We start from the raw sequence: 21,533 nt of genomic DNA on the forward strand, positions 1-21,533 counted from the left end.
GCAATGGCAATACCTTAGAAAGACGCTGACCCTGTAACTAGGTTACTTTTTATTTTTTACTTTGCTCGGTTATGGGCAAGTTACTGCATCCCAGAACCAGCTTCCTGCTTTTGGTGATTCCCAAGCGCCAGGGTTGTTTTTCGCTTTGAAACATTCACCTTGGAATCTTACGATGTCACCATTGCTTACTGTTGTTTGACCGCCAACCCAATCGACTATATCGCTTGGATCAGTGTCTGGAGCTTCAGGAGCTGTTCCCGGATTTTCTGGGTCAGTTTCTGGGCTTTCAGGGTCTGTAGCATCGCCTTGTGCATACTCTGGTAGTTCAGGGAATGCTGACTTGATGCCGACAACTTGGTCATCAATCAAGAAGCGGATACTCTGAGTGCCAATTGTCGCTGGTAGGTAGTACACCAAATCAAGAGTTGTTTCTCCGCCCGGAGCAAGTGATTGCCAAGATGGAAGAACCAGTTCTGCCACGTGGAAATCTTCAACCATATGGTTAGGACGCTCGCCTTGTACGTTGTCGTTACCGGCATTGTACGTAATTTCTGCGCCTGTTCCTGACCAATCAGTTAATACGTCCGACGTTGAAGTTGGAAGTAGGAACTGGATAACGGTTCCGCCAGGAATTTCAGCGGCACTGTTATTGGTGAAAGTAAACTTAGGGTTGAACGGATAGTTATTGTCACCTACTGGGAATTCCACAGAGATATCAATGTCGACTTGTGCCGTTGGAGTGTCAAGAATATCGTTGTGCTGCACGCTGTACGGCGTCGCTTCTTTGAAGCCATCGTACATTTGTGTCACAAGGGTTTGACCCATGTAATATTCGTTTCTCTCTTCGTCAAAGGCGTAGTCACCCGCAAGTTCCCAAATCATGATGCCACCAAAGCCACGGTCTTTAATGTACTCAATTTTGTGGCCCATTGACTCTTCATCTTCGGTTGATAAGAATACTTTTTTCGAGGCATTCCATAGCCAAGGTACTTTTGCTTTCTCATCGAAGTGACGGGTATAAGTGCCAGAGATAAGGTGCTTAGGATTGTTGGCATCCAAGCCCCACTCGTTACCATAGCTAGGGATTGAGTCCGTTAGGCCAAGGCTTTGTGCATGCTCAAGGTTCTTCGCGTGCCACATAGGTACAACGCCTGCTGCAACTTCAACGCCATTTTCGTCAATGTCATGCCATAGGTTATCAATACCTTCAGCGCCTGCGCCACATGGATCGTTCATGCCTGTTCCAGCTGGGCAATCAGATTGTTGTGGCAGTGGAGATGTACCGTTGTAACCGTTTACGCCACCTTCAACATCTTTCCAACCACGGGTATAGAATGGAACACCGATATTCAGTTTGCCAGGGTCTACTGCGCCACGGAAGTATTGACCTGTCCAAGCTGCGTTTAGGTAACCAATGCCTTTGTATTGCGCGGTTCCGTAAATGCCACCCGCTTCTAGCTCGTTATCAATACGGTTATCAAATAGAGCTGCGTTATGACCAACATAATGGTTCCAAGTACCGTGGAAGTCATAAGTCATCAAGTTGATGAAGTCTAGGTACTGTGTAACTTGGAAGTTTTCCATGCCGCGTAATAGATACGCTGATGATGGAGAAGCGATAGTAAATATGTATTTACGTCCATCTTCTTCACCGGCTTCATCCAGTTTTTCACGAGTAACTTTCATCAACTCAACGTAGTTCTCAAATAATTGTCCGCGACAGATATTTGATAGAGGCCAGTCGACAGGGTTACCTGCATCTGCCATAGATGTTGGGTATTCGTAATCGTAGTCGATACCGTCAAAGCCATATTTACGAACGTATTCAACAGATTGAGTTGCAATCTTGTCGATGCCTTCATGGTTAACAGTACAGTTTGGATTGGTTGTTCCTGAGTAGAAACCGCCTGTTTCAGCCCAACCGCCAACAGCTAGAATAGTCTTAACATCTGGGTACAGTTTCTTGTACTTGTTTAATAAGTTGAAGTGACCTTTGTATGGTAGAGAAGGATCCATCTCTGCGCCCGCAACGCCTGGCCATTCCATCTCAGTAGCACTTTCATCTAAGGTAAACTCAATCGTATTAGAATCAAGACCTGCAAATGCGTAGTTGATGTGGGTAATTTTATCCCACGGAATGTCCTTAACTAAGTAAGTTGGGAATCCGTTGCTACCATTACGCCATGATGTAAAGTAACCGACCACTCTTCGTGGGTGGTCATCCCCCATACACTCACGAACATCACCTTGGCTATCTGTGTAGTAAACTTGAGAAATATCACAAGACAAGTTGCCTAGGTTATTTTCATCAATCACAGTGATATTAATGTTGCTACTGCTGGATAGGTTTTCTTCGTCAGTTGCAATAGCGGTTAGTTTCACGCTACCGATAGTGGTCGGAGTCCAATCACAAGCAAAGTTATTGCTAGAGAATGCGTCAAACTCACAAATGGTGGTGCCATTGGCTGTGATTGAAACATTAGATAGGTCGTTGTGCTCAGCAGACGCATCAACACTGATTTGTACTGCTTGATTAACTTTAATTAAGCTGCCACTGTTTGGTGATGTAAAGCTCACTTGCGGTGGAAGGGCAACTTCTTCTTTGTCTTGCAGAGTAATAGCAAAGCGCTGCTCAGCTACTGGAGTGCTTGTTTCGCCATCGTTGTAAGTACCGCTTACAACAACTTCATAACTGCCTTCAGCAAGGTTAGTGCCTTCTAGGGTTAGACCTAAGAAACCATCAACCATTTGTTGTACGCTAACTAACTCTTGCGCACCTTGTACTAGCTTAGCTTCTACTAAAATTTCAGTATTACTTTCAACAGTTAGAGGGATATTAACTGCAGAATCAATTAACTCATACTGATCGGTTAAGCCAGTAACGCTAATCGTTGGTGTAATTTCAGGTGCTTCTTCTTCGGCTTCAATGAAGCTGACAGCGAAACGTTGCTCTGCGATAGGTAACGCTTGACCGTCATTATCGTAGGTGCCACCAATGACAACTTCGTAACTGCCTGCAACGGCATTTTGACTTTGTAGAACAAAATCAGAGGCGCCATCTACCGTTTTTGATAGTTCAGTAAGTACTTGCTCACCTTGTACTAGCTTAGCGTAAGCGTCTACTGCAGCGGTCGTTTCAACATTGAATGTAATAGCTACGGCGTTATCGACAATAGTGTATTGTCCTTTTAGTCCAGTCACTACTGTTGCTGGCTCTTCAACGACAGGTGGTGGTGGAGTAACGTCACCGTCTTTGCTACTAAAGACAATTGAGCTTTCGAAAGCACTAATGTCTTCCAGTGTACCGTCATAGCCAAAAGAGAATGCGAAAGAGTTGTTGGCAGTTAGGTGGTCTTTGATCCAAGAACCTTCATCGAAAGAAAATTCAATGCGATGCAACACACCATCGGCTGCAGGGCTAGTTGTTAAATCCCATGTAGGGTAGGTAATGCCCGTCCCCGAAAACTGGAAGCTGCTGACACTGGTTGGAAGTACAAACTCTAACGTTGCACCTCGCATATCAATATCTGCACCACTAGAGTTAAGAACGTCAATGGAATAGGTGCTCCACCACTGGCTCTCAGTTGCCGAAGTGCCGATATCAACACCGTTGATCTCACTGGCATTGGCCATTGCAATTGTAATTGGGTTTAAACATAGCCCTGTTATTAGGGCAGTGGATAAACCGGCTAATCGTATATTATTCATAGTATCCTTTTATAAAAAATCAAATTCGAGGGAATTCTCATTAAAATTTCAAGAAATGAAATTGGAATTCAGTGTATGCAGGGTTTAAATAACAGTAAATACTTATTTTTCGTTAGAAATTTAGCTGAGAAATAAATAATGTGACTTGTGTTGTTTTATTGTTCTAAATATCAAGTGTTAATGCTTAATAGGAAATATTGATAAGTGGCTCTTATTTGGCTTATAAATAAAGTTAATTTATGGGTTGAAAGCTATTTTTTCTTTTTGATTGTTACGTGTTTTTCTTGAGCTAATCTCATTTAATTGATTGAATTTAATGGATTTGATGTGTTTTGTGAGAGGGTGCGCATAGCTGGTTTTATCATTTTTGCAAAATAAAAAGGCGATTAACCTCTAATTTATTAAAATAAAAAGCCTATTTTGTGTTTTTGCTTTAAATAATGTTAATGCATCGTGAAAGGAGGTCGGTGGATATTCTTGTAATATTTATCGTTATATAATCTTTAAATATTGTGATGCTCCGCTAACTTTTAGAATGTCATTGTTTTGAAATAAACGTTTAAAAGGCGAATAATTGGGTGATCATGCTCGTATTTTATATGTAATATTACTTTCTTGAAGATGAAATATTTTGATGTTGAGCGTTTTAGTTGTGGATATATTGCATTTTGATGTACTTATTTGGCATCGAAAATGATGGATATTTAGTCACGACGCGATGATAAAAGGTCGAAAATGCAACACTGATGTAACTTGCTACACCACTAGGCTAGGCACTGAACTTAAAATAATGTGAAGGTCGAGAGAAATTTAAAGCGTGTTTTTTGGGTAAACAGACAGAATTTTGTCGTGTTTTGCAGTAAACTGGTACGCTATTTCATTGCTAAAGACGTGATACTAATAAACCTATGTCAGATATTTTAAAACTTTCTTACTCTAAAATGATTATTGAGCATGCAACTGCCAAGTGTAAGCAGAATGGTGGTCAACTAACCAATAAGAGAAAACAGATTCTTTTGTGCTTAACGGGATCAGAGAAAGCATTATCTGCTTATGAGATCGTTGATCTCTATAAAGAGATGTACGGCGAAAGTATGTCAGCAATGTCGGTTTATCGTATTTTGGAGTTCTTACAAGAGCAGGGTTTAGTGCATCGATTGCAAATTGCCAATAAATACATCTCTTGTATGCACATTACCTGCGATCACAATCACCAAGCGTCACAGTTTCTGATTTGTTCAAACTGCTTCAAGGTGAAAGAAATTAGCATTAGCTCTGCTTTGGTTGAAGAGTTAAGAGAAAACGTAGCGCAAGCTGGGTTTGTGTTTGCCAGTGAGCAGCTTGAAGTGAATTGCTTGTGTGACGATTGTAAGGAGCTTTAGTTTTTCTAACTAGTGCTCTTGCAAGTGACAATGCTGTTCAGGATGAGTCGCATATCGCATAGACAAAAAAAGAGGATAGGCCGATCAGGCTTATCCTCTTTTTTAATGAATATTTTGTCCTAAACACGCTATAGCGAATATTGAGCTTATTCGTAATCTGTCGCGTATGTTTCTTCGTACGTATGCGAGTAAAGCTCAAATAAATTACCGAACGGGTCTTCTAGGTAAACCATTTGCGCAGGCTTGCTGTCGTCTTCTGGGTGATACCGCATAATATCCATACGTACTTTACCGCCGTATTGCTCAGTACGTTCTATAACACCTGCAAAATCATCAGTTTGCAGGCAGAAGTGGAAAATACCTAGACGAGAGAAATCAACTTCATGGCGTTGTTGACGTTCTTTCATTTCAAACATCTCTACACCGATACCATCAGAAGTCACCAAGTGGGCAATGTTAAAGCCTTTAAAGCCTTCACCAAATACGGCGATACACATACGACCGATTGCAGTTTCACGCTCTTCAATCACCTTGGTGTTGTTCATGACAATTTTTAGGCCAAGTGCTTTAGTATAAAACTCAACTGCTTGGTCCATATCGCCAACCATAATGCCTACGTGGTTCATTTTCATAATCTGTTCCTATCTCTTGATGCTCGTTTCACGTTTTGTGACGTGCTTTGTTTTGATAGGAGAAGTATATGTAAGCGATGGTATTAATAAAAATTATTATATTTTATTTAAATAATAATTTAAGGTTATCATCTGGCGTTATGCTGTGACACTCCATTGATTGCTTTGTATCAGATCGAGCATCGCTTTGCTGGCTTTTGATACGTAATGCTCTTTGCTCCAAATCGCAGCAAGCTCCCAGCGAATGTTTTGTTTGATGGGAATAAAGTAATAGTCATCAGGATTGAGACGTCGACAAATAGGCTCTGGCATAAAGCTAACCCCCATACCACTTTTGACCATAGCTGCCAGAAAATCCCATTGGCTACTTCTTACTCCTATGCTTGGGGTGAAGCCCATTTCTACGCACATTTGCGTAATCACTTCTGAAATCACAAATTCTGAGTTGTACATATAAAAGGGCAGATCTTTTAACTCAATAATGTCGATGACCTTTATACCTTGCCATTGAGCGGTTTTGGGCAGTACCGCTAAGATGGAGTGGGTATCTAACGGCCAAGTATTGAACCTAGAATCTTCTTGGGTAAGCATGGTTATCGAGATATCGATGTTGCCTTCGACAACATCACTTTCAAGCTTTCTACTGCCACTTTCTACAATAGAGACTTCTATGTCTGGGTATAGGCGAGAAAATTCTTGAATCAGGTTGGTATATAGATGCCCTACCATTGGCGGAATACCTAAGGTGATTTTACCCGATTTTAGGGTGTGTAAATCATTGAGCCTAATTTGCATTTCTTTTTGTTGAAACAATACCGATTCTGCATAAGTGAAGACAATTTCACCCGCTTCAGTTAATTCAATATCTCGACCATTACGGTGTATCAAGGCATGCCCGTAGCTGGTTTCTAATGATTTCAATGCCTTACTAATTGTCGGTTGCGTGACAAATAGATGCTCTGAGGCTTTAGTAAAGCTACGGCAATTGACTAGGGTAGTGAAGTATTGAAGCGCCTTCATTGACATACAAGTATTCCATTTTGGCATGAATTATATCTATATTATTCATTGGAGTTCGTATTGGCAATAATTAATAATGTCCGTGAAATAAATAGTTTGGCAATTCACATGAATATCGAAAAATTTAAGTATGCTGGAGTGACATTAGGACAAATTGTTGTGTTATGTCTGATCTGGCTACTCTCTAGTTGGTTAGTGACCAACTTTGACATCCCTTTACCTTCTAACGTATTTGGGATGTTTTTATTGTTAGCATTGCTGTTTAGTAATGTGGTGAAAGTACAGTGGTTAAAAGCCGGTTCAAGCTGGTTGATTGCAGAAATGTTGTTGTTCTTTATTCCGGCGGTAATTGCAGTGGTCAATTATGGCCCACTGTTTGAGCATCAAGGGTTAAAAATCGGCGCAGTTATCGTCATCAGTACCGCATTTGTATTAACCAGCACTGCGGTTGTCGTGGATACCGTTTATCGATATGAGCTTAAAAAAATTAGGAGTAATCGATAATGCACATGTATATCGCGATTTTTTGCTTGTTGTTTACCCTAGCCGGTTACTATTTAACAAAAGCAATGCATGGCCGTTTTCAACAAGTTTGGTTGATTCCTTTGGTATCCGTACCGGTACTTATTGTGGCTATGCTGTTGATCTCAGGGATCAGTTACACAGATTACATTCAAGAATCACATTGGTTGGTATGGATGTTAGGTCCTGCAACGGTAGCGTTCGCTATCCCTGTTTATGAAAATAAAAAGGTAATTAGAAACCATTGGTTGTCGATTACTACCGGCGTGATTGTTGCGGTTATTGCTGCCTTGGTGAGCACTATATTGCTGAGTAAAGCAATGCACCTGTCCGATCTTTTACAAAAAAGCCTCGCGGTACGTTCTATTACCACTCCGTTTGCAGTCGTGGCTTCTAAAGAGATTGGTGGTAAACCCGACTTAACGGCTATCTTTGTGGTAATGACAGGTATCGTTGGTATTGTGGTGGGTGAGACAATGCTAGGTTTATTTAAAGTACGCTCCCGTCATGGTCAGGGAGCAGGCCTAGGGGCTTCAGCTCACGGTTCTGGCACGGCTATCGCTTACGGAATCCATAGCAAAGCGGGTACCATCGCCAGTTTGATTATGCTGTTTTCAGGCGTGGCAACAGTGCTTATTGCACCAGCTCTAACTCTGGTGATATAAGCTAGACAACAACGAAACTCAGAATCTAGAGGGCAACGATGGTTAAAGATCGTTGCCCTTTTTGCATTTAATGCAGGAATTGCATCACTGAATGGCAGCAACGCTAAAATCGCCTTCAGCCCTCCATTTTTGTTAAGTATGGAGCGATAGACATTTACTACATACCAGATGGATAGGGGCTAGGTATGCACGAGTAGATATGGGCTTAATCTATAGAGATATGGCGGAGTACCAGCTATCAATATGTTTAAAGTTCGCTGTTTTAACTTTACAGTTAAGTAGGGGTGTTAGTGGGAGAATTACTTTACAGGTTGAGAACTATTTTTGTTTGAGTGTTGTATTATTGATTATATTACGTACCTATTAACTATTGATACAACTACTAGCTCATGGTTGTTGCTGAGTTCTGGAGGAATTTTACTCTCTTGGTATTGCTATGTTTAGTCGATGTATTTAATACGCTACACTCCTCAAAAAACTTAATAACGTAGAGCTAGCAAAAATACACGGTATGTAAGTTAAGTACACTTAATCAGCATTCTAGTTGATCTACAACGCTTGGCATTTTTATACAGAGTTAGGTTTTTTATCAGCTCTAAATATTGGCTATGGTAAAGTATATCAGATGATTTAAATGGAGGTATTTCATGCGTAACTTGTTAAGTTTTTCTTTAGCTAGTTTGTTGGTTGGTTGTTCGTTGAAACCTAGTCATGTCGGTGAACCTGTACACACTAAAGATGGTGATGAGTTCAGTATTCGACAAACAGATACTGGCTTTACTGTAGCTGGTCATTATAGTGAATATCAATTTGTAAGAAGTAGCCGTGATGGCTTTATTGGGTGTACGAAACTAATTAACGATGCAGCACAAGACTATGTAACTAAAACTGGACAATCTGTGCGTCAGCCAAGCTGGGAAGACGTTACGATCGTAGATCATGGTCGGGATATAATTACGGCAGTTATGAACGTAAATTGTGAATATACATACCAATATGCAAAACCTGCTGATCCTAAAACTAAAGTCACGGATTTAAAATCGCTAGCTGACTTGTATGAACGTGGTGTATTGACTGACTCTGAGTTTACGAAAGCAAAATCAAACCTGCTAGAAAACTAAAACCTTAAGCTGATTCCTAACGCTTGGCATTATAAACAGCCCCTATTCAACTATCCTGACGATATCTGTAGAGCTATCTGTGCAACCAATGTTCTCTCATGCTATGCATTGATAATATAGCTTATTGCTCAGGAGATTTAACGGGCATTAAGCGAGTTGAAGAGCACTGAACTGCTTCTTTTAGTAACGGCATCATTCAGGTCGTTCTTTCCTTTAGTTCGATAAGGGACCATATATTTAACGGCCATAATGTGGGTATCGTGTCCCAGTTTATTGAGTGTTCTTACCCAATAATGTGCACCACCACACGCTTCAACGTCTATACGCATGAGTGACATATTTGCTATTGTAGTCAGTAGTTTAGAGCGGGTTGCCGACTTATTAAGTATGACTTTACCATTTTGGTCTACCGCATGAAGACTAAAGTGGTTTTTAGCTAGGTCGATACCGCAGAAATAAGAATAATCAGACATGGTGCCTCCGATGCATTTAAGCATCACATAAGTGTGGCAGATTCTCTGTAGGGGGAATTTATATCATTCGTTATGCGCCCCAAGAGGATGGATGGTAATTTAAGAGGAATAGGATTTGGCGATAGAATCACCTTTATTTCAGAGCGCTATGGAGTTACTTGGTCACTCTATAACCCACTACAATGGTAAGAAAGAATTAGATCGAAAATTGCTAATTTTGCATTTAGCAAATGCTGTAGAACTAGTCTTAAAAGACTTAGTGCTTGACGCTGGTGAATCAATATACAAAGGACCCAAAGAAACAATTACTATTCAAGGTTGCCTTAAGATCTTGCAAGATAAATCGATACACTTACCTCTGCTGAATAAAATAGAGCTCTTGATAGATGAAAGAAATGCTCTACAGCATCGCTTCGGTTCACCAAACGAATTGACTAGCATTTTCTATATGAATATCGCGGAGAGCTTTTTTCGAGAGGTGCTGAAAACTCATTACGATCAGGAATACGATGAAGTTATCAATCAATTCGCTGACGAATCGGATTTGCTTGAATATAAGCTAAATGACCCAACTAATGATCAAGAGTTAGATAAACTTAAAGACTTAGCAAAAATACACCCATTGGGTGCATTACTTTCTGCTTGGACTTACATTGAAAAAGAAATCGAAGAATTTGCAGAGAAAACAAGCTTAAATTTTCTCAGTCGTCGTCCTTCAACAATAGACTTGGTCAATGGGCGTTGGGAAAAGTTTGGTGTCGTCGTACCAAACTCACTTAGTGAACGTTTTAACGAAGCTCGTCGATTAAGAAATATGGCTGCGCATGGTCGCCTCGAGCCGACGACGGAAGATGTTATACCCTCTGTGGAGACAATCGAGGCATTTGAAAAGTGTTTACTAAATCTAGATAAAGCTAGCATCAAAGAATGCGCTGAAGTTGAGAAAGAAAGGCTTGAAAAAGAAAGGCAAGAATACCTTGAAAAACGAGAAAAAGAAAAGCAACAGTTAGAAATCATTGATATGTTTGGTACAGGCGCATAACAAAGTGTTAAACAGGGGCTAAAACGCTTGGCATTATTAACTTGAAGCTAAGTTTAATGTTATGCGTTTTCGCCCGTTAACACGACGTTAACTTCTTTTGAGTTTGGAGGTAAATTTGGCAGTAGGCTCAATTGGTAAAAAGCAAGCAAAGTCAGGAAACGTTGGGTACAGTGATCCAGTAACGATCCATGAGACCACGCGTTCAAGAATAGACTTTGTTCCATTCTATATAACTAAATCTCAAGGCGTAGAGCTTGCTGGAAAGATCATCACGTACAAGAAAGACAAAACTCCTTTTGGGTGGCTTCCCGTAGATGAGAAGTCTGTGTCATTACAAGCAGGATCGTTGCTCAAACTATATGAAGCAATTAAATCTCACGTTGCGGTTAAAGATGAAACAGAGGGTGACTTTCTTCTAATTCGTGTCAATGACGGTACAGCTCAATTAGCAGAGCATGACCCTCAATCCGTTGCAAATGCGTTAACAGCAGTGTTATCTCAAACTGAAATCGTTAAGCATCTGGAAAATACAGACCTATCTGATGAATTAGCAAATGCATTAAAAGGCTCTATCCGCCTAAAAGACATGAAGTCAGCAGTTAATCAATTACGTAACCATCTAAGCAACCAAGAAAACGATGAAAAGATATACCAAAAATGGTGTGAGGAATATCCTTGGGCATTTGGTAATGCATACGTTGTTAACGACGATGTTAGAGCTATCTCCCCTCATGATCATTTAGATTTGATGTTATCCAATGTCATTGGTGGTTTTCGGGATATCATCGAGTTGAAGCGCCCAAATATGGAAGTTTTAAACTACGATAGTTCTCATCGGAATTTCTATTTTTCTTCTGAAGTCTCTAAGGCAATTGGTCAATGCCATAGGTATATGGATGTCTTTAATGATGTTGCATCCAAAGGGTTAGCGGATCACCCCGAAATTGTTGCATATCATCCAAGAGCAACGATTGTTATTGGTCGTTCTTACGATTGGTCTCCTGAAAAGCATAAAGCGCTACATGGCTTGAATTCAAGGCTAACGAGTTTATCAATAATGACTTACGATCACCTTTTGAACCAAGGTGAAAGGATTGTAAATCTACTTGAACCCAGTCAATGTACTAAAAGTGAAAGCAATTCTATAGACAATGATGATTGGTTAGATTTCGAGTTTTAGAAAGTTAACAAACGAGTATGGCATCACTAGCTAATTTCTCGGCTTACTCTCTGGCATAAACAACCACAGAAGCACCAATAGCCCAAGAGCGTAACTCATTGCGATTCCGATAGAGAATAAAACCAGTACGCACAGTCCAGTGGAAAGTATGGCTAGATAGCGACCTCGTCCGGTCAATAATTTAATTGCACTTAGCATGGCGAACAGGTAAATCACCACAAAAATGCCGTTTGCTAGTGTTAGGAATACTTCGACATCAATATTGGATAAATCACCCAGCACGCAAGATAGCGCAAGCGTGATGCCGACAATGGCTGTTGCTTTTGTTGGTACGCCCTTTGGCGAGAGACGAGTCATAGCAGTGGCTGGGCGATACTCGCGCGCTAAAGACCACAACATGCGTGATAGGCTTTGCGTATAGAGATTGATGGTGGCAAAGCAAGCTAAAAAGCCGGTTAAGCTAATTAGCCAACTGACTTTAGGCCCAAACAGTAAGTTGGCAAGATAGGGAACAGAGGTGGTATTTAGCGCTTGAGTGCCGTAGGCGTGATACTTCAATACCACAGTAGAAAACAGATAATACACCGCACCTGCAATCAAACAGCCGATTAAAATGGCTAACGGGTAATCTCGCTCAGGGCGTTTAAATTCCTCTCCCATGTGCGCAAAGGCTTCAATGCCGACAAAGCACCAAAACATCACGGCAATGGCATTACCAATGTGACTAAAGTGAGTGCTACTAGTGACTGCTGTGGGTATAGCATCAGTGGCAGTGATATCTCCAAACCATAAAAATAGCCCGACTAATACGGCAATGCCGATAGCAATCCCTGTTTGAAACTGACTAGAGATTTTACTTCCTGAGAAGTTAACTACCATCAACAGCACCACAACAAGTAGCTGAGCAATAATGGGTTTTGCTAGTGCTTGCGGTAAAAATTGTTGTGCAAAACCGCCGGCAATTGTGATCGCTGCGGGAACGCCGACGGGGATAACGCTAATAAACAACAGCGCAATGACTTTTTCGAGCCGAGAACCGAATGCCTTTTTCACAAAATAAGACGCGCCTCCCGCATTTGGATAACGTTTACCAAGGGCGGCAAAGGTAAAGGCGATAGGGCACACGGCAATGATCAGCAGCCACCATGCCCAAAGCATGCTTTCCCCTGCAATACTGGCGGCGATGGCCGGAACCATAAATAGCCCAGTTCCGAGCAAGGTGGTCGACATTTGTCCTATACCACCAATAAGTGTGATGTCTCTTTTTAGCTCTGCCATTGTGGTTCCTAGGGTGAAAGGCTTAAATAAGGCGGCGTAATAATGATTAGATAACAGCCTGGGCTTTTGCTAACAATTCAGATTGGGTATAGCTGTCGGCGTGCTGACCTTCTGCAATTAAATCCACAATATGATAGTCGTTTAAATCGGCAAACTCTTTGGGCAAGTAATCACGAAATGCCTGCTCATTGGGCCATTTACCACGCACTATGTATCCGTCGTCTTTATCAAAATCTTCGGTTTCAAAAAACGAATAATCGGTCTTGCCGATATTGTGGCAGTATAAAACTAAGTACATGTGAACTCCCTTGATAATGTCACGTGCTGAAATGTACAGGGTGACCATTTAAAGAGATTGTGACAGGGGATGCAAGAGGCGAACAAAAAAGCTCAGCAAATACTGAGCTTTTACCGGTGTCGCTGTCAAGAATCAGTATTACGTGAGTCGCTGAACCGAGTCTCGTTTAATTAAAGTACAAGGCACAATAGTGCGTTGAAACTGCGGGTGTTTTCCTAATATGGATTCAATGGTGAGCTTGGCGGTTTCTAGACCGATTTGGTAAGCGTCTTGACGCAATACCGAAACGGGTACTTTGAACATTTCGACCATAGGGATTTCATCAAACCCAATAATTGAGGCTTGTTGTGGAACGTCAATATTGGCAGCGTTAAAGGCTTGTAGTAGATCAACAGTGATCGCCAAATGTTGGGTGAAAAACGCACTGGGTGCTTGCGCCCCTTGCAATACGTCAACAGGGCTATATTCAAAGCCCGTCTCTCTATCCCAATATAAAATTAAATCACGGCTAGCATCCAAGCCATGCTTATTGAGCGCATCTAGATATCCTTGATAGCGCGCCTGACGTGAGCGGTTATCTGAGAAATCTTGCGCGACAAAACAGATACGCTTGTGACCCATTTCGATCAAGTGCTCAGTGGCTTGAAAGGCGGCTTCTTGATAATCCGATAGCACCATATGACTTTGACAGTCAGGATACTCTAGTTGGAATTGCACAACTGGCATGCCGCTATCAATAAATTGATTAATTAGCGCAGAGTTTAGGCCAGATGAAGTCATGATAATGCCATCTACGCACATTTGTTTCAGGGACAGTAAAGCGCGCTCTTCGGCCTTGGCATCAAAATCACTGTTATAAATCATCACGTTGTAGTTGTGCTTTTTACAATAGTCATCAATGCCCCGCATTACTCGGCTGGTATTAAAGCCGGTAATATCACGCACCACCACACCAATAGTCTTGGTTTTTTCGACTTTTAAACTTCTGGCGATAGGGTTGGGCACATAGTTGAGCTCTTTCACTGCCGACTCTATTTTGATTTTGGTTTGCGCTGACATATGCCCAAAGCGTCCATTTAGATACTGAGAGACAGTACTTTTAGAAACGCCAGCGTGCTGCGCTACATCGACAATTCGTATTTTCTTCATATTGTATTTTTAAACTGTTAACCACATCAAAATAGACAGTTGACATTCTACCCTCAGATCTAGATGATAGCAAGTAAACCGATTTACCAAATCGTTTTAGTAAATCGTTTTACTTAACAGGATTACTAAGAAATTTACTAGAGCAATGAATTTGCACTACAGGTTAATGAGAGACTCAAGATGATTATCCAAGACATTAAAGTATTTGTTACCAACCCAGGTCGAAATTTTGTCACTGTGAAAGTAATCACAGATGAAGGCGTGTATGGATTGGGTGATGCCACCGTTAATGGGCGAGAAATGGCAGTGGCGACCTATCTTGAAGAACACGTAAAACCTTGTTTAATTGGCCGTGACCCGCATCGCATTGAAGACATTTGGCAATACTTATACATGGGCGTGTATTGGCGTCGAGGCCCAATTACTATGGCCGCTATTGCCGCTATTGATATGGCATTGTGGGACATTAAAGGTAAGGTAGCAGGGCTTCCTGTTTATCAATTATTGGGTGGTAAATGCCGCGATGGCGTAACCTTGTATGCACACGCCAATGGTGAAACCATTGAAGACACCTTAGATAAAGCCGCGCAATGTATCGAACAGGGCTTTAGCGCCGTTCGTTTGCAATCGGCTATTCCGGGATTATCGGAAACTTATGGCGTGCTTGGTGATAAGAAAGATTACTTTGAACTGCAAGGCAACCGCCCATTACCTCCAGAGCAGGATTGGTCTACCAGTAAATATTTTGATCTTGTTCCTGAGTTGTTCGCTAAAGCCAAAGAACGTTTTGGTAACAAAGCCAAATTCTTGCATGATACCCACAGTCGTCTGACGCCAATCGAATCAGCAAAACTAGGCAAAATGTTAGAACCGTATAACTTGATGTTCCTAGAAGATGCATCCATTGCTGAAAACCAAGAAAATTATAAACTGATCCGTCATCACACCACCACGCCACTGGCGCTTGGCGAAACCTACAATACGATTTGGGATTGCAAAGATCTTATTCAAAATCAGTGGATTGACTTTATTCGTTGCGCCGCGACTCACGCTGGTGGCATTACTGGAATGAAAAAGATTGCTGATTTTGCCGCCGTTTACAACGTGCGCACCGCACCACATGGCGCGCCAGATCTATCACCAATCTGTTTTGCCGCGCACATGCATCTTAATATCTCAACGCATAATTTTGGCATTCAAGAGTTTGTTGGCTTTGGCAATGAAGAGTGTAAATCCATCTTCAAACACGATATGAAACTTGAAAATGGCATGATTTTGGTCAGCGATGCTCCAGGGCTAGGCGTCGAGTTTGATGAGCAAGAAGCTGCAAAATATGAATACAAACGTTCTTACTTACCTGTGAGTCGCCTCGAAGATGGCACTTTATGGCACTGGTAAGCTAAACATCGAATCTCATTAAAATAACGCCTACCAACAAAAAGGCGTTAACAGAATAATAAAGAATGAATGGAGAATAGAATGACTCAAAAAGTATTGGTATTTGGTACTGGATTTGCCGGAATTGGTCATGCGAAAGCGTTTCGTGATGCAGGCGCAGAAGTGGTCGGGATCGTGGGTCGTACTGAGCACGTTGTGGCAAAAGTGGCGCAAGATTTAGACATTGCTTATTTTGGCACTGATTGGGCGCAAGCCCTACAAGAATGTCAGCCTGATATTGTATCAATTGCAACTCCTGGCGGCGCACACGTTGAAGCCATTAAACAGGCAATTGAGTGTGGCTGTCATATCTTCTGCGATAAGCCATTAACCGAAAGCGGCGAAACGGCGCTTGAAATTTACCAGCTAGCCAAGGCCAAAGGCGTGAAAACTGCATTTGCATCGAGTTTCCGTTACATGCCTGAAATTATGCACGCTAAACAACTAGTTGCCGAGGGCGCGATTGGCGAACCGACCGAAGTAGAATGTATTTCTCACTTTAATCTTGATAGACATATTCCGTTTGGCTGGTCTCATCGCTCTGAAGCGGGCGGTGGTCGTTTAAACAATAACTTTACGCACCTCTTGTCTATCGTGACTTCTGTGATTGGCGAAAACATCTTGTCTATCAGCGGCGAAGTGCGCAACGACATGCCAAAAGCCCCTGTGGTTGAAGGCGTGCATAACTTCACGGAGCGTCGCAACTTCATCCCTAAAGATATCAACGATCCCAAGCTGAAATGGCGCGATTGTGACGTAGAATGGTCATATACGGTATTGGCACAATTGGAAAGCCGCATTCCTACTGCGAATCCAGTATCGGTACTGTTTAAGCACGGCGGATTAACTCCGCGCTTTAATGAAGACCACATTGTGTTTCATGGCAGTAAAGGCTCTATTTATATTAAAGGCCATTACGGCAGTGGCCCTTTATATCTATTTAAAGATGGCGAGTGGCAAGAAGTGGCATTGCCTAGCGCCATTGATCAGCAATTACCCAATATCGAATGTGAAACTCAGCGAAGCTGGACACACTTAGCCACGCAATTGGTAAAAGATGTCAGCGGCATTGAAGTTGAACCGTATCAAACCTTCGAAGACGGCTGTCGTTATCAGCTGATTATTGATTTGATTCGTAAGAATGATCGTTGGGTGGATGTGACAAATCTGCTTTAAGCAAAATCAACGATAATAGATGAATAAAAGCGCAAAGGGTCATAGGCTGTTTGCGCTTTTTAACTTTCCTCTTTAGGAGGTTAACTGTTGTATCAGTAAGCCTTTGGCAAGTCGTTGTTCGGTTTTTCTTGGCAAAGATGACAGCCATACAGTGACAAAAGCTAATTCAAACCAAAAATGTCGAGCGTTACAAATCTGTTTAAATTGCTTAGTTGTGTGCCAAAATGACACAAGAATTGCTTGTTGTACATTTTAAGACCATAATATGCAGTGTGACACTCTGACACAAATGGAGAAAGATTATGGCGACTACATTGCCTCGGATCACAGCTAGAGTTGATGCCGATACACAAGATTTGCTGACTAAGGCGGCGGCTATTGCTGGTATGTCTAGTATAAACTCATTTGTACTGAGTGCGGCTGTCGAGAAAGCTAAACAAGTTATCGAGCGTGAACAGGCTTTAAAGCTAAGCCAAGCTGATGCGATGTTGTTGATGGATGCACTAGATAAACCGGCGACAATAAACAGCAACCTAAGAGCTGCGGCCGAGCGTTACGATAGTAAAGTTCAATGATGAACACAGTACTTCTAGATAAAGCTAAACATAATAGAAACCGCTTCAATTGTGGTAGTGAGGCTTTAAACAATTACTTAAAAGTAATGGCTAGCCAACAAGCCAAAAAAGACAATACCCGCACCTTTGTGTTGCAGGATGAAAACGATAATACTCATGTTATTGGTTTCTATACTTTGACCATGATACCGATTGATTTAAAAGCATTGCCGGACAAATTACAGAAGAAACATCAGCCATCGTCTTCTGGTGGTTTAATTGCTCGACTGGCAGTTGATGACCGATACAAAAGTAAAGGTTTTGGTGAGTGGCTTTTGATCGATGCACTAAGAAAATTACTTGCCGCTAGCGATAGTGTCGCTTTTCCTGTGGTTATTGTAGACGCGAAAGATGGCGCAACCCAGTTTTATGAACGCTATGGATTTACACCATTTCAAGATGCTGACAACAAGTTGTTCATCACAATATCTGATATTCGAGCAAGCTTGGGCTAGTTGAATCTAGCCTTTAAGTAACTAATACCTTTCTATAGTAAAGGTAATCACCACAACATAGATCAACGCCACCATAACGTCTAAATCAAAAATGCTAAAGGTTAGCTAATGCATTCAAGTAATTTGTTATAGTTATGGGTGGCTCGAAATCAATTTTTCTTTCAGGGCTTTAAGCTCTGAAATCCCATAGGAGGCAACGGCTGATATAGCCGCGATAAGAGGGTCTGAACCTGCAATTGTGGTAAAAATTGCCGTGTTGTTTGCCCAATTCAATACATCCTCAGCAACAGAATTGCCTGAGCTATCACATTTATGTGTTGAGATTACTTTGTTGATTAATGCTTCCAATTGTTCTTCAGTAATATGTGTACAATCAACACCTAGGATTCCATATGCTTGTTCAAGTCCGTTGTTTGAAATATCAGCGCTTTCGATAGTTACAGTTGAACCATCACCTGATACGGTTATGCCATCACCATAGTTCTCACGTATTTTAGTACCACCTCGAACATCTACTGTTGATCCACCATCAATAATCAATCCACCGCCACCATTACGACCAAGACTTCCACCAATAATTGTGACTTGTGACTTTCCTGAAACTCGAATCCCTGCCATATATTTCGCCTACTTAGCTTAAATTGATGAATAGAATAACAGGTTTATGCCTTTTTCTGCTTGCCTAACTTTCATTCAAGCCACAATAAATTACCGAAAATATAGGAATTTACATCGATTTTTTGATTCTGTCTTTTTCAGCTTTTTCCCCATATAAATATCAATCTATTGCACCAACCCAATAAACCATACTGAAATTTCTTCATGCTCTATATGAGTAAATCGATGTTGTATCAAAACCCTATTCAAGAGATATTTTAGACGTCTGGACATCTTAACGAATTTATAGGGAGCATTATCATGACAACGACACATATTCTAGGTTATCCACGAGTGGGCGAAAAACGCGAACTGAAATTTGCGCTAGAGAAATATTGGAAAGGCGAATCAGACGTCAACGAACTTCGCCAAGTTGCTTCTGAGATTCGACAAAAAAACTGGACGCTTCAACAAGATAATCAACTGTCATTTGCTACAGCAGGTGATTTTGCATGGTATGACCATGTGCTAGGAACCAGCCTTCTACTGGGTCATGTGCCAAAACGTCATCAAAATGGCACGCCGGATCTTGATACGCTATTTCGTATCGGTCGCGGTCAATCTCAATCAACCTGTGGTTGTGCAGGTCATGCGGCTTCTGACATGACTAAGTGGTTCAACACTAACTATCACTACCTTGTACCAGAGTTTTCTTCTGCCGATACTTTCGAACTAAGCTGGACACAACTTTTTGATGAAATCAGCGAAGCGCAAGCACAGGGCCACACCGTTAAGCCAGTACTATTAGGCCCACTGAGCTACCTTTACCTAGGTAAAGAAGTCGAAGAAGGCTTTGACCGTTTAACCCTACTGCCGAAACTATTAGAAGCGTATCAAGCGATTTTTGCAAAACTTGAACAGCTCAACGTAGAGTGGGTGCAAATTGATGAGCCTATCTTAGCCCTTGAGCTTGACGCAAAATGGTTAGATAGCTTTAAAGGCGCGTATCAAACACTGCAAACAAACGTTAAATTGCTACTGACCACGTACTTTGACTCTATCACTGATGTATTGCCGACCATTACTAAGCTTAATGTGGATGGTTTGCACATCGATATCGCAAGCTCGCCAGAGCAACTGTCAACTGTAGTTGATGCACTGCCAGCGCAATGGGTGTTATCTGCTGGTACGATCAATGGCCGTAACGTATGGCGTGCGAATCTAGTTGAAAAACTGGCGGCGCTACAAGATGCAAAAGCAAAACTAGGCGATCGCCTATGGGTGGCAACCTCTTGTTCACTGCTGCACAGCCCAGTTGATTTGGATCTCGAAACTAAATTGTCTACCGAAACCAAAGATTGGTTTGCGTTTGCTAAACAAAAAGTGGCGGAAGTGAACTGGCTTGCTAAAGCGCTAGAAGGCGACGCACAAGCGATTGCTTATTGTGAGCAATACAGCCAACCGATTATTGAGCGCAGCAAATCAACGTCAGTAAATAAAGAATCTGTACAGCGCCGCATTGCCGGTCTTACTGCAAAAGATGCTGAGCGTAGCGCGGCGTACCCTGAGCGTGCTCACCATCAAAAAGAAGTGTTAAAACTTCCCCTATTACCAACCACCACCATTGGTTCGTTCCCACAAACCAGTGATGTGAGAAAAACACGCGCCGCTTATAAACGTGGTGACATTTCTACTACGCAATACACTGAAATTATCCAAGGCTTTATTAAAGATACGGTTGAACGCCAAGAAAAAATTGGCCTAGATGTGCTAGTGCACGGCGAAGCTGAGCGTAATGACATGGTGGAATACTTTGCCGAGAACCTAGCGGGTTTCCAAACTACGCAATTTGGTTGGGTGCAAAGCTACGGCTCACGCTGTGTTAAGCCTGCTATCGTTGTGGCGGATATTGAACGTGAACATCCAATTACTGTTGATTGGACGACTTACGCACAGTCGCTAACTGATAAGCCAATGAAAGGTATGCTAACAGGCCCTGTTACTATCTTGTGCTGGACTTTCCCTCGTGAAGATATTTCAAGAGAAACCATCACTAACCAATTGGCCTTTGCTCTGCAAGATGAAGTGTCTGATTTGGAAGCAGCAGGCATCAATATTATCCAAATTGATGAGCCAGCAATTCGTGAAGGACTGCCATTAAAAGCGCGCGATCATCAGCATTATCTGGACTGGGCCGTAAACGCATTTAAAGTGTCAGCTGCTAGCGCCAAACCAGAAACTCAGATTCATACGCACATGTGTTACAGCGAGTTTAATGAGATCATTGATTCAGTGGCAGCCCTTGATGCAGACGTAATCACCATCGAAACTTCTCGTTCAAACATGGAGCTATTGAACGCGTTTGAAGAGTTCAACTATCCAAATGAAATTGGCCCAGGTGTGTACGATATTCACTCACCAAACGTGCCAGAAGTGGAATGGATTGAGCAATTGATTGAAAAAGCGGCTACTCGCATCCCAGTAGAACGCTTGTGGGTAAACCCTGATTGCGGACTAAAAACACGTAACTGGAGCGAAACAGAAGAGTCACTTAAGCACCTAGTGGAAGCCACTAAACGCTTACGTGCCAAGCTTGCGTAACCTTTATTAAGCAAAATAAAATCTAATAAAGAGCTAGCATTTGCTGGCTCTTTTCTTTTTTCAATATTCAACTAGATCCTCTTACCAGTCACTTATTTGTACTACAAATCACCATTTAGTTAATTCCCGTAGTAATATTATGGAATAGAGTAACCCTGCACAGCAATAAAGTTACCTCTGTGT

Annotated in this window: 18 protein-coding genes and 1 pseudogene; 11 read left to right on the forward strand and 8 right to left on the reverse strand. The window is 41.7% G+C overall.

The annotated features are described in order from the left end of the window. Nucleotides 1–69 precede the first annotated feature (69 nt). A complete protein-coding gene (locus OCU38_RS04650; protein ID WP_261823943.1) occupies nucleotides 70–3,708 on the reverse strand; it encodes a glycosyl hydrolase family 18 protein in 3,639 nt (1,212 codons plus the stop codon). Nucleotides 3,709–4,616: 908 nt separating this feature from the next. On the opposite strand from OCU38_RS04650, the gene OCU38_RS04655 reads away from it, so the two are divergent. Beyond that, nucleotides 4,617–5,090, forward strand: coding sequence for a Fur family transcriptional regulator (locus OCU38_RS04655; RefSeq protein WP_261823944.1), 474 nt, complete (start codon nucleotides 4,617–4,619; stop codon nucleotides 5,088–5,090). A 146-nt stretch (nucleotides 5,091–5,236) separates the two neighbouring features. Here OCU38_RS04655 and OCU38_RS04660 read toward each other — a convergent pair whose 3' ends face one another. Together OCU38_RS04660 and OCU38_RS04665 are read right to left on the reverse strand one after the other, a co-directional pair. Further along, entirely contained in the window at nucleotides 5,237–5,722 is a 486-nt protein-coding gene (locus tag OCU38_RS04660; protein WP_023404100.1) for a VOC family protein, read from the reverse strand. A gap of 138 nt (nucleotides 5,723–5,860) precedes the next feature. Further along, nucleotides 5,861–6,748, reverse strand: coding sequence for a LysR family transcriptional regulator (locus OCU38_RS04665; RefSeq protein WP_261823945.1), 888 nt, complete (start codon nucleotides 6,746–6,748; stop codon nucleotides 5,861–5,863). A gap of 102 nt (nucleotides 6,749–6,850) precedes the next feature. On the opposite strand from OCU38_RS04665, the gene OCU38_RS04670 reads away from it, so the two are divergent. The 3 genes from OCU38_RS04670 (at nucleotide 6,851) to OCU38_RS04680 (ending at nucleotide 9,050) form a co-directional block, all read left to right on the forward strand. Beyond that, the gene (locus OCU38_RS04670) at nucleotides 6,851–7,246 is read left to right on the forward strand and encodes a CidA/LrgA family protein (RefSeq protein WP_261823946.1); all 396 of its coding nucleotides are present in this window, start codon (nucleotides 6,851–6,853) and stop codon (nucleotides 7,244–7,246) included. Next, nucleotides 7,246–7,929 carry an LrgB family protein gene (locus OCU38_RS04675; protein WP_261823947.1) on the forward strand — a complete coding sequence of 228 codons (684 nt, stop codon included), beginning with the start codon at nucleotides 7,246–7,248 and terminating at the stop codon, nucleotides 7,927–7,929. Before OCU38_RS04670 ends, OCU38_RS04675 begins: the two co-directional genes overlap by 1 nt. Before the next feature lie 647 nt (nucleotides 7,930–8,576). Further along, nucleotides 8,577–9,050 carry an SHOCT domain-containing protein gene (locus OCU38_RS04680; protein WP_261823948.1) on the forward strand — a complete coding sequence of 158 codons (474 nt, stop codon included), beginning with the start codon at nucleotides 8,577–8,579 and terminating at the stop codon, nucleotides 9,048–9,050. 124 nt (nucleotides 9,051–9,174) lie between these two features. On the opposite strand, the pseudogene OCU38_RS04685 reads toward OCU38_RS04680, so the two are convergent. Continuing rightward, nucleotides 9,175–9,523 (reverse strand): annotated as a pseudogene (locus OCU38_RS04685) (IS110 family transposase); the annotation flags it as partial. 115 nt (nucleotides 9,524–9,638) lie between these two features. On the opposite strand from OCU38_RS04685, the gene OCU38_RS04690 reads away from it, so the two are divergent. Together OCU38_RS04690 and OCU38_RS04695 are read left to right on the forward strand one after the other, a co-directional pair. Further along, nucleotides 9,639–10,565: a hypothetical protein gene (locus OCU38_RS04690; protein ID WP_261823949.1), complete on the forward strand. Its 927-nt coding sequence runs from the start codon at nucleotides 9,639–9,641 to the stop codon at nucleotides 10,563–10,565. A 115-nt stretch (nucleotides 10,566–10,680) separates the two neighbouring features. Next, nucleotides 10,681–11,745 carry a DUF4263 domain-containing protein gene (locus OCU38_RS04695; protein WP_261823950.1) on the forward strand — a complete coding sequence of 355 codons (1,065 nt, stop codon included), beginning with the start codon at nucleotides 10,681–10,683 and terminating at the stop codon, nucleotides 11,743–11,745. A gap of 30 nt (nucleotides 11,746–11,775) precedes the next feature. Here OCU38_RS04695 and yjeH read toward each other — a convergent pair whose 3' ends face one another. The 3 genes from yjeH to OCU38_RS04710 all read right to left on the reverse strand — a co-directional run bounded on the left by yjeH (nucleotide 11,776) and on the right by OCU38_RS04710 (nucleotide 14,470). Beyond that, nucleotides 11,776–13,023, reverse strand: coding sequence for an L-methionine/branched-chain amino acid transporter (yjeH, locus tag OCU38_RS04700; RefSeq protein WP_261823951.1), 1,248 nt, complete (start codon nucleotides 13,021–13,023; stop codon nucleotides 11,776–11,778). 46 nt (nucleotides 13,024–13,069) lie between these two features. Next, entirely contained in the window at nucleotides 13,070–13,321 is a 252-nt protein-coding gene (locus tag OCU38_RS04705) for a hypothetical protein (RefSeq protein ID WP_261823952.1), read from the reverse strand. 138 nt (nucleotides 13,322–13,459) lie between these two features. Beyond that, nucleotides 13,460–14,470, reverse strand: a complete 1,011-nt coding sequence (locus OCU38_RS04710; protein WP_261823953.1) for a LacI family DNA-binding transcriptional regulator — start codon at nucleotides 14,468–14,470, stop codon at nucleotides 13,460–13,462. Between the two features lie 180 nt (nucleotides 14,471–14,650). Between OCU38_RS04710 and manD the strand changes: the two genes are divergently transcribed. The 4 genes from manD to OCU38_RS04730 all read left to right on the forward strand — a co-directional run bounded on the left by manD (nucleotide 14,651) and on the right by OCU38_RS04730 (nucleotide 18,152). Further along, the gene (manD, locus tag OCU38_RS04715; protein ID WP_261823954.1) at nucleotides 14,651–15,868 is read left to right on the forward strand and encodes a D-mannonate dehydratase ManD; all 1,218 of its coding nucleotides are present in this window, start codon (nucleotides 14,651–14,653) and stop codon (nucleotides 15,866–15,868) included. A gap of 81 nt (nucleotides 15,869–15,949) precedes the next feature. Next, nucleotides 15,950–17,083, forward strand: a complete 1,134-nt coding sequence (locus tag OCU38_RS04720) for a Gfo/Idh/MocA family protein (protein WP_261823955.1) — start codon at nucleotides 15,950–15,952, stop codon at nucleotides 17,081–17,083. Nucleotides 17,084–17,385: 302 nt separating this feature from the next. After that, entirely contained in the window at nucleotides 17,386–17,658 is a 273-nt protein-coding gene (locus OCU38_RS04725; protein ID WP_023404091.1) for a type II toxin-antitoxin system TacA family antitoxin, read from the forward strand. Then, nucleotides 17,655–18,152 carry a GNAT family N-acetyltransferase gene (locus OCU38_RS04730; RefSeq protein ID WP_261823956.1) on the forward strand — a complete coding sequence of 166 codons (498 nt, stop codon included), beginning with the start codon at nucleotides 17,655–17,657 and terminating at the stop codon, nucleotides 18,150–18,152. Before OCU38_RS04725 ends, OCU38_RS04730 begins: the two co-directional genes overlap by 4 nt. Before the next feature lie 132 nt (nucleotides 18,153–18,284). On the opposite strand, the gene OCU38_RS04735 is transcribed toward OCU38_RS04730, so the two are convergent. Then, a complete protein-coding gene (locus tag OCU38_RS04735) occupies nucleotides 18,285–18,770 on the reverse strand; it encodes a hypothetical protein (RefSeq protein ID WP_261823957.1) in 486 nt (161 codons plus the stop codon). Between the two features lie 300 nt (nucleotides 18,771–19,070). On the opposite strand from OCU38_RS04735, the gene metE reads away from it, so the two are divergent. After that, nucleotides 19,071–21,350, forward strand: a complete 2,280-nt coding sequence (metE, locus tag OCU38_RS04740) for a 5-methyltetrahydropteroyltriglutamate--homocysteine S-methyltransferase (RefSeq protein ID WP_261823958.1) — start codon at nucleotides 19,071–19,073, stop codon at nucleotides 21,348–21,350. Nucleotides 21,351–21,533 lie beyond the last annotated feature (183 nt).

It is taken from the genome of Vibrio neonatus (assembly GCF_024346975.1).
GTDB lineage: Bacteria > Pseudomonadota > Gammaproteobacteria > Enterobacterales > Vibrionaceae > Vibrio > Vibrio neonatus.

Excerpts from the sequence above, each read along its gene's own strand:
- OCU38_RS04725 (WP_023404091.1), top strand. The coding sequence starts at position 17,386 with ATGGCGACTACATTGCCTCGGATCACAGCTAGAGTTGATGCCGATACA.
- OCU38_RS04710 (WP_261823953.1), bottom strand. The coding sequence starts at position 14,470 with ATGAAGAAAATACGAATTGTCGATGTAGCGCAGCACGCTGGCGTTTCT.
- OCU38_RS04720 (WP_261823955.1), top strand. The coding sequence starts at position 15,950 with ATGACTCAAAAAGTATTGGTATTTGGTACTGGATTTGCCGGAATTGGT.
- OCU38_RS04665 (WP_261823945.1), bottom strand. The coding sequence starts at position 6,748 with ATGTCAATGAAGGCGCTTCAATACTTCACTACCCTAGTCAATTGCCGT.
- OCU38_RS04675 (WP_261823947.1), top strand. The coding sequence starts at position 7,246 with ATGCACATGTATATCGCGATTTTTTGCTTGTTGTTTACCCTAGCCGGT.
- OCU38_RS04680 (WP_261823948.1), top strand. The coding sequence starts at position 8,577 with ATGCGTAACTTGTTAAGTTTTTCTTTAGCTAGTTTGTTGGTTGGTTGT.
- yjeH (WP_261823951.1), bottom strand. The coding sequence starts at position 13,023 with ATGGCAGAGCTAAAAAGAGACATCACACTTATTGGTGGTATAGGACAA.
- metE (WP_261823958.1), top strand. The coding sequence starts at position 19,071 with ATGACAACGACACATATTCTAGGTTATCCACGAGTGGGCGAAAAACGC.
- OCU38_RS04655 (WP_261823944.1), top strand. The coding sequence starts at position 4,617 with ATGTCAGATATTTTAAAACTTTCTTACTCTAAAATGATTATTGAGCAT.
- manD (WP_261823954.1), top strand. The coding sequence starts at position 14,651 with ATGATTATCCAAGACATTAAAGTATTTGTTACCAACCCAGGTCGAAAT.
- OCU38_RS04650 (WP_261823943.1), bottom strand. The coding sequence starts at position 3,708 with ATGAATAATATACGATTAGCCGGTTTATCCACTGCCCTAATAACAGGG.
- OCU38_RS04730 (WP_261823956.1), top strand. The coding sequence starts at position 17,655 with ATGATGAACACAGTACTTCTAGATAAAGCTAAACATAATAGAAACCGC.
- OCU38_RS04735 (WP_261823957.1), bottom strand. The coding sequence starts at position 18,770 with ATGGCAGGGATTCGAGTTTCAGGAAAGTCACAAGTCACAATTATTGGT.
- OCU38_RS04705 (WP_261823952.1), bottom strand. The coding sequence starts at position 13,321 with ATGTACTTAGTTTTATACTGCCACAATATCGGCAAGACCGATTATTCG.
- OCU38_RS04660 (WP_023404100.1), bottom strand. The coding sequence starts at position 5,722 with ATGAAAATGAACCACGTAGGCATTATGGTTGGCGATATGGACCAAGCA.
- OCU38_RS04670 (WP_261823946.1), top strand. The coding sequence starts at position 6,851 with ATGAATATCGAAAAATTTAAGTATGCTGGAGTGACATTAGGACAAATT.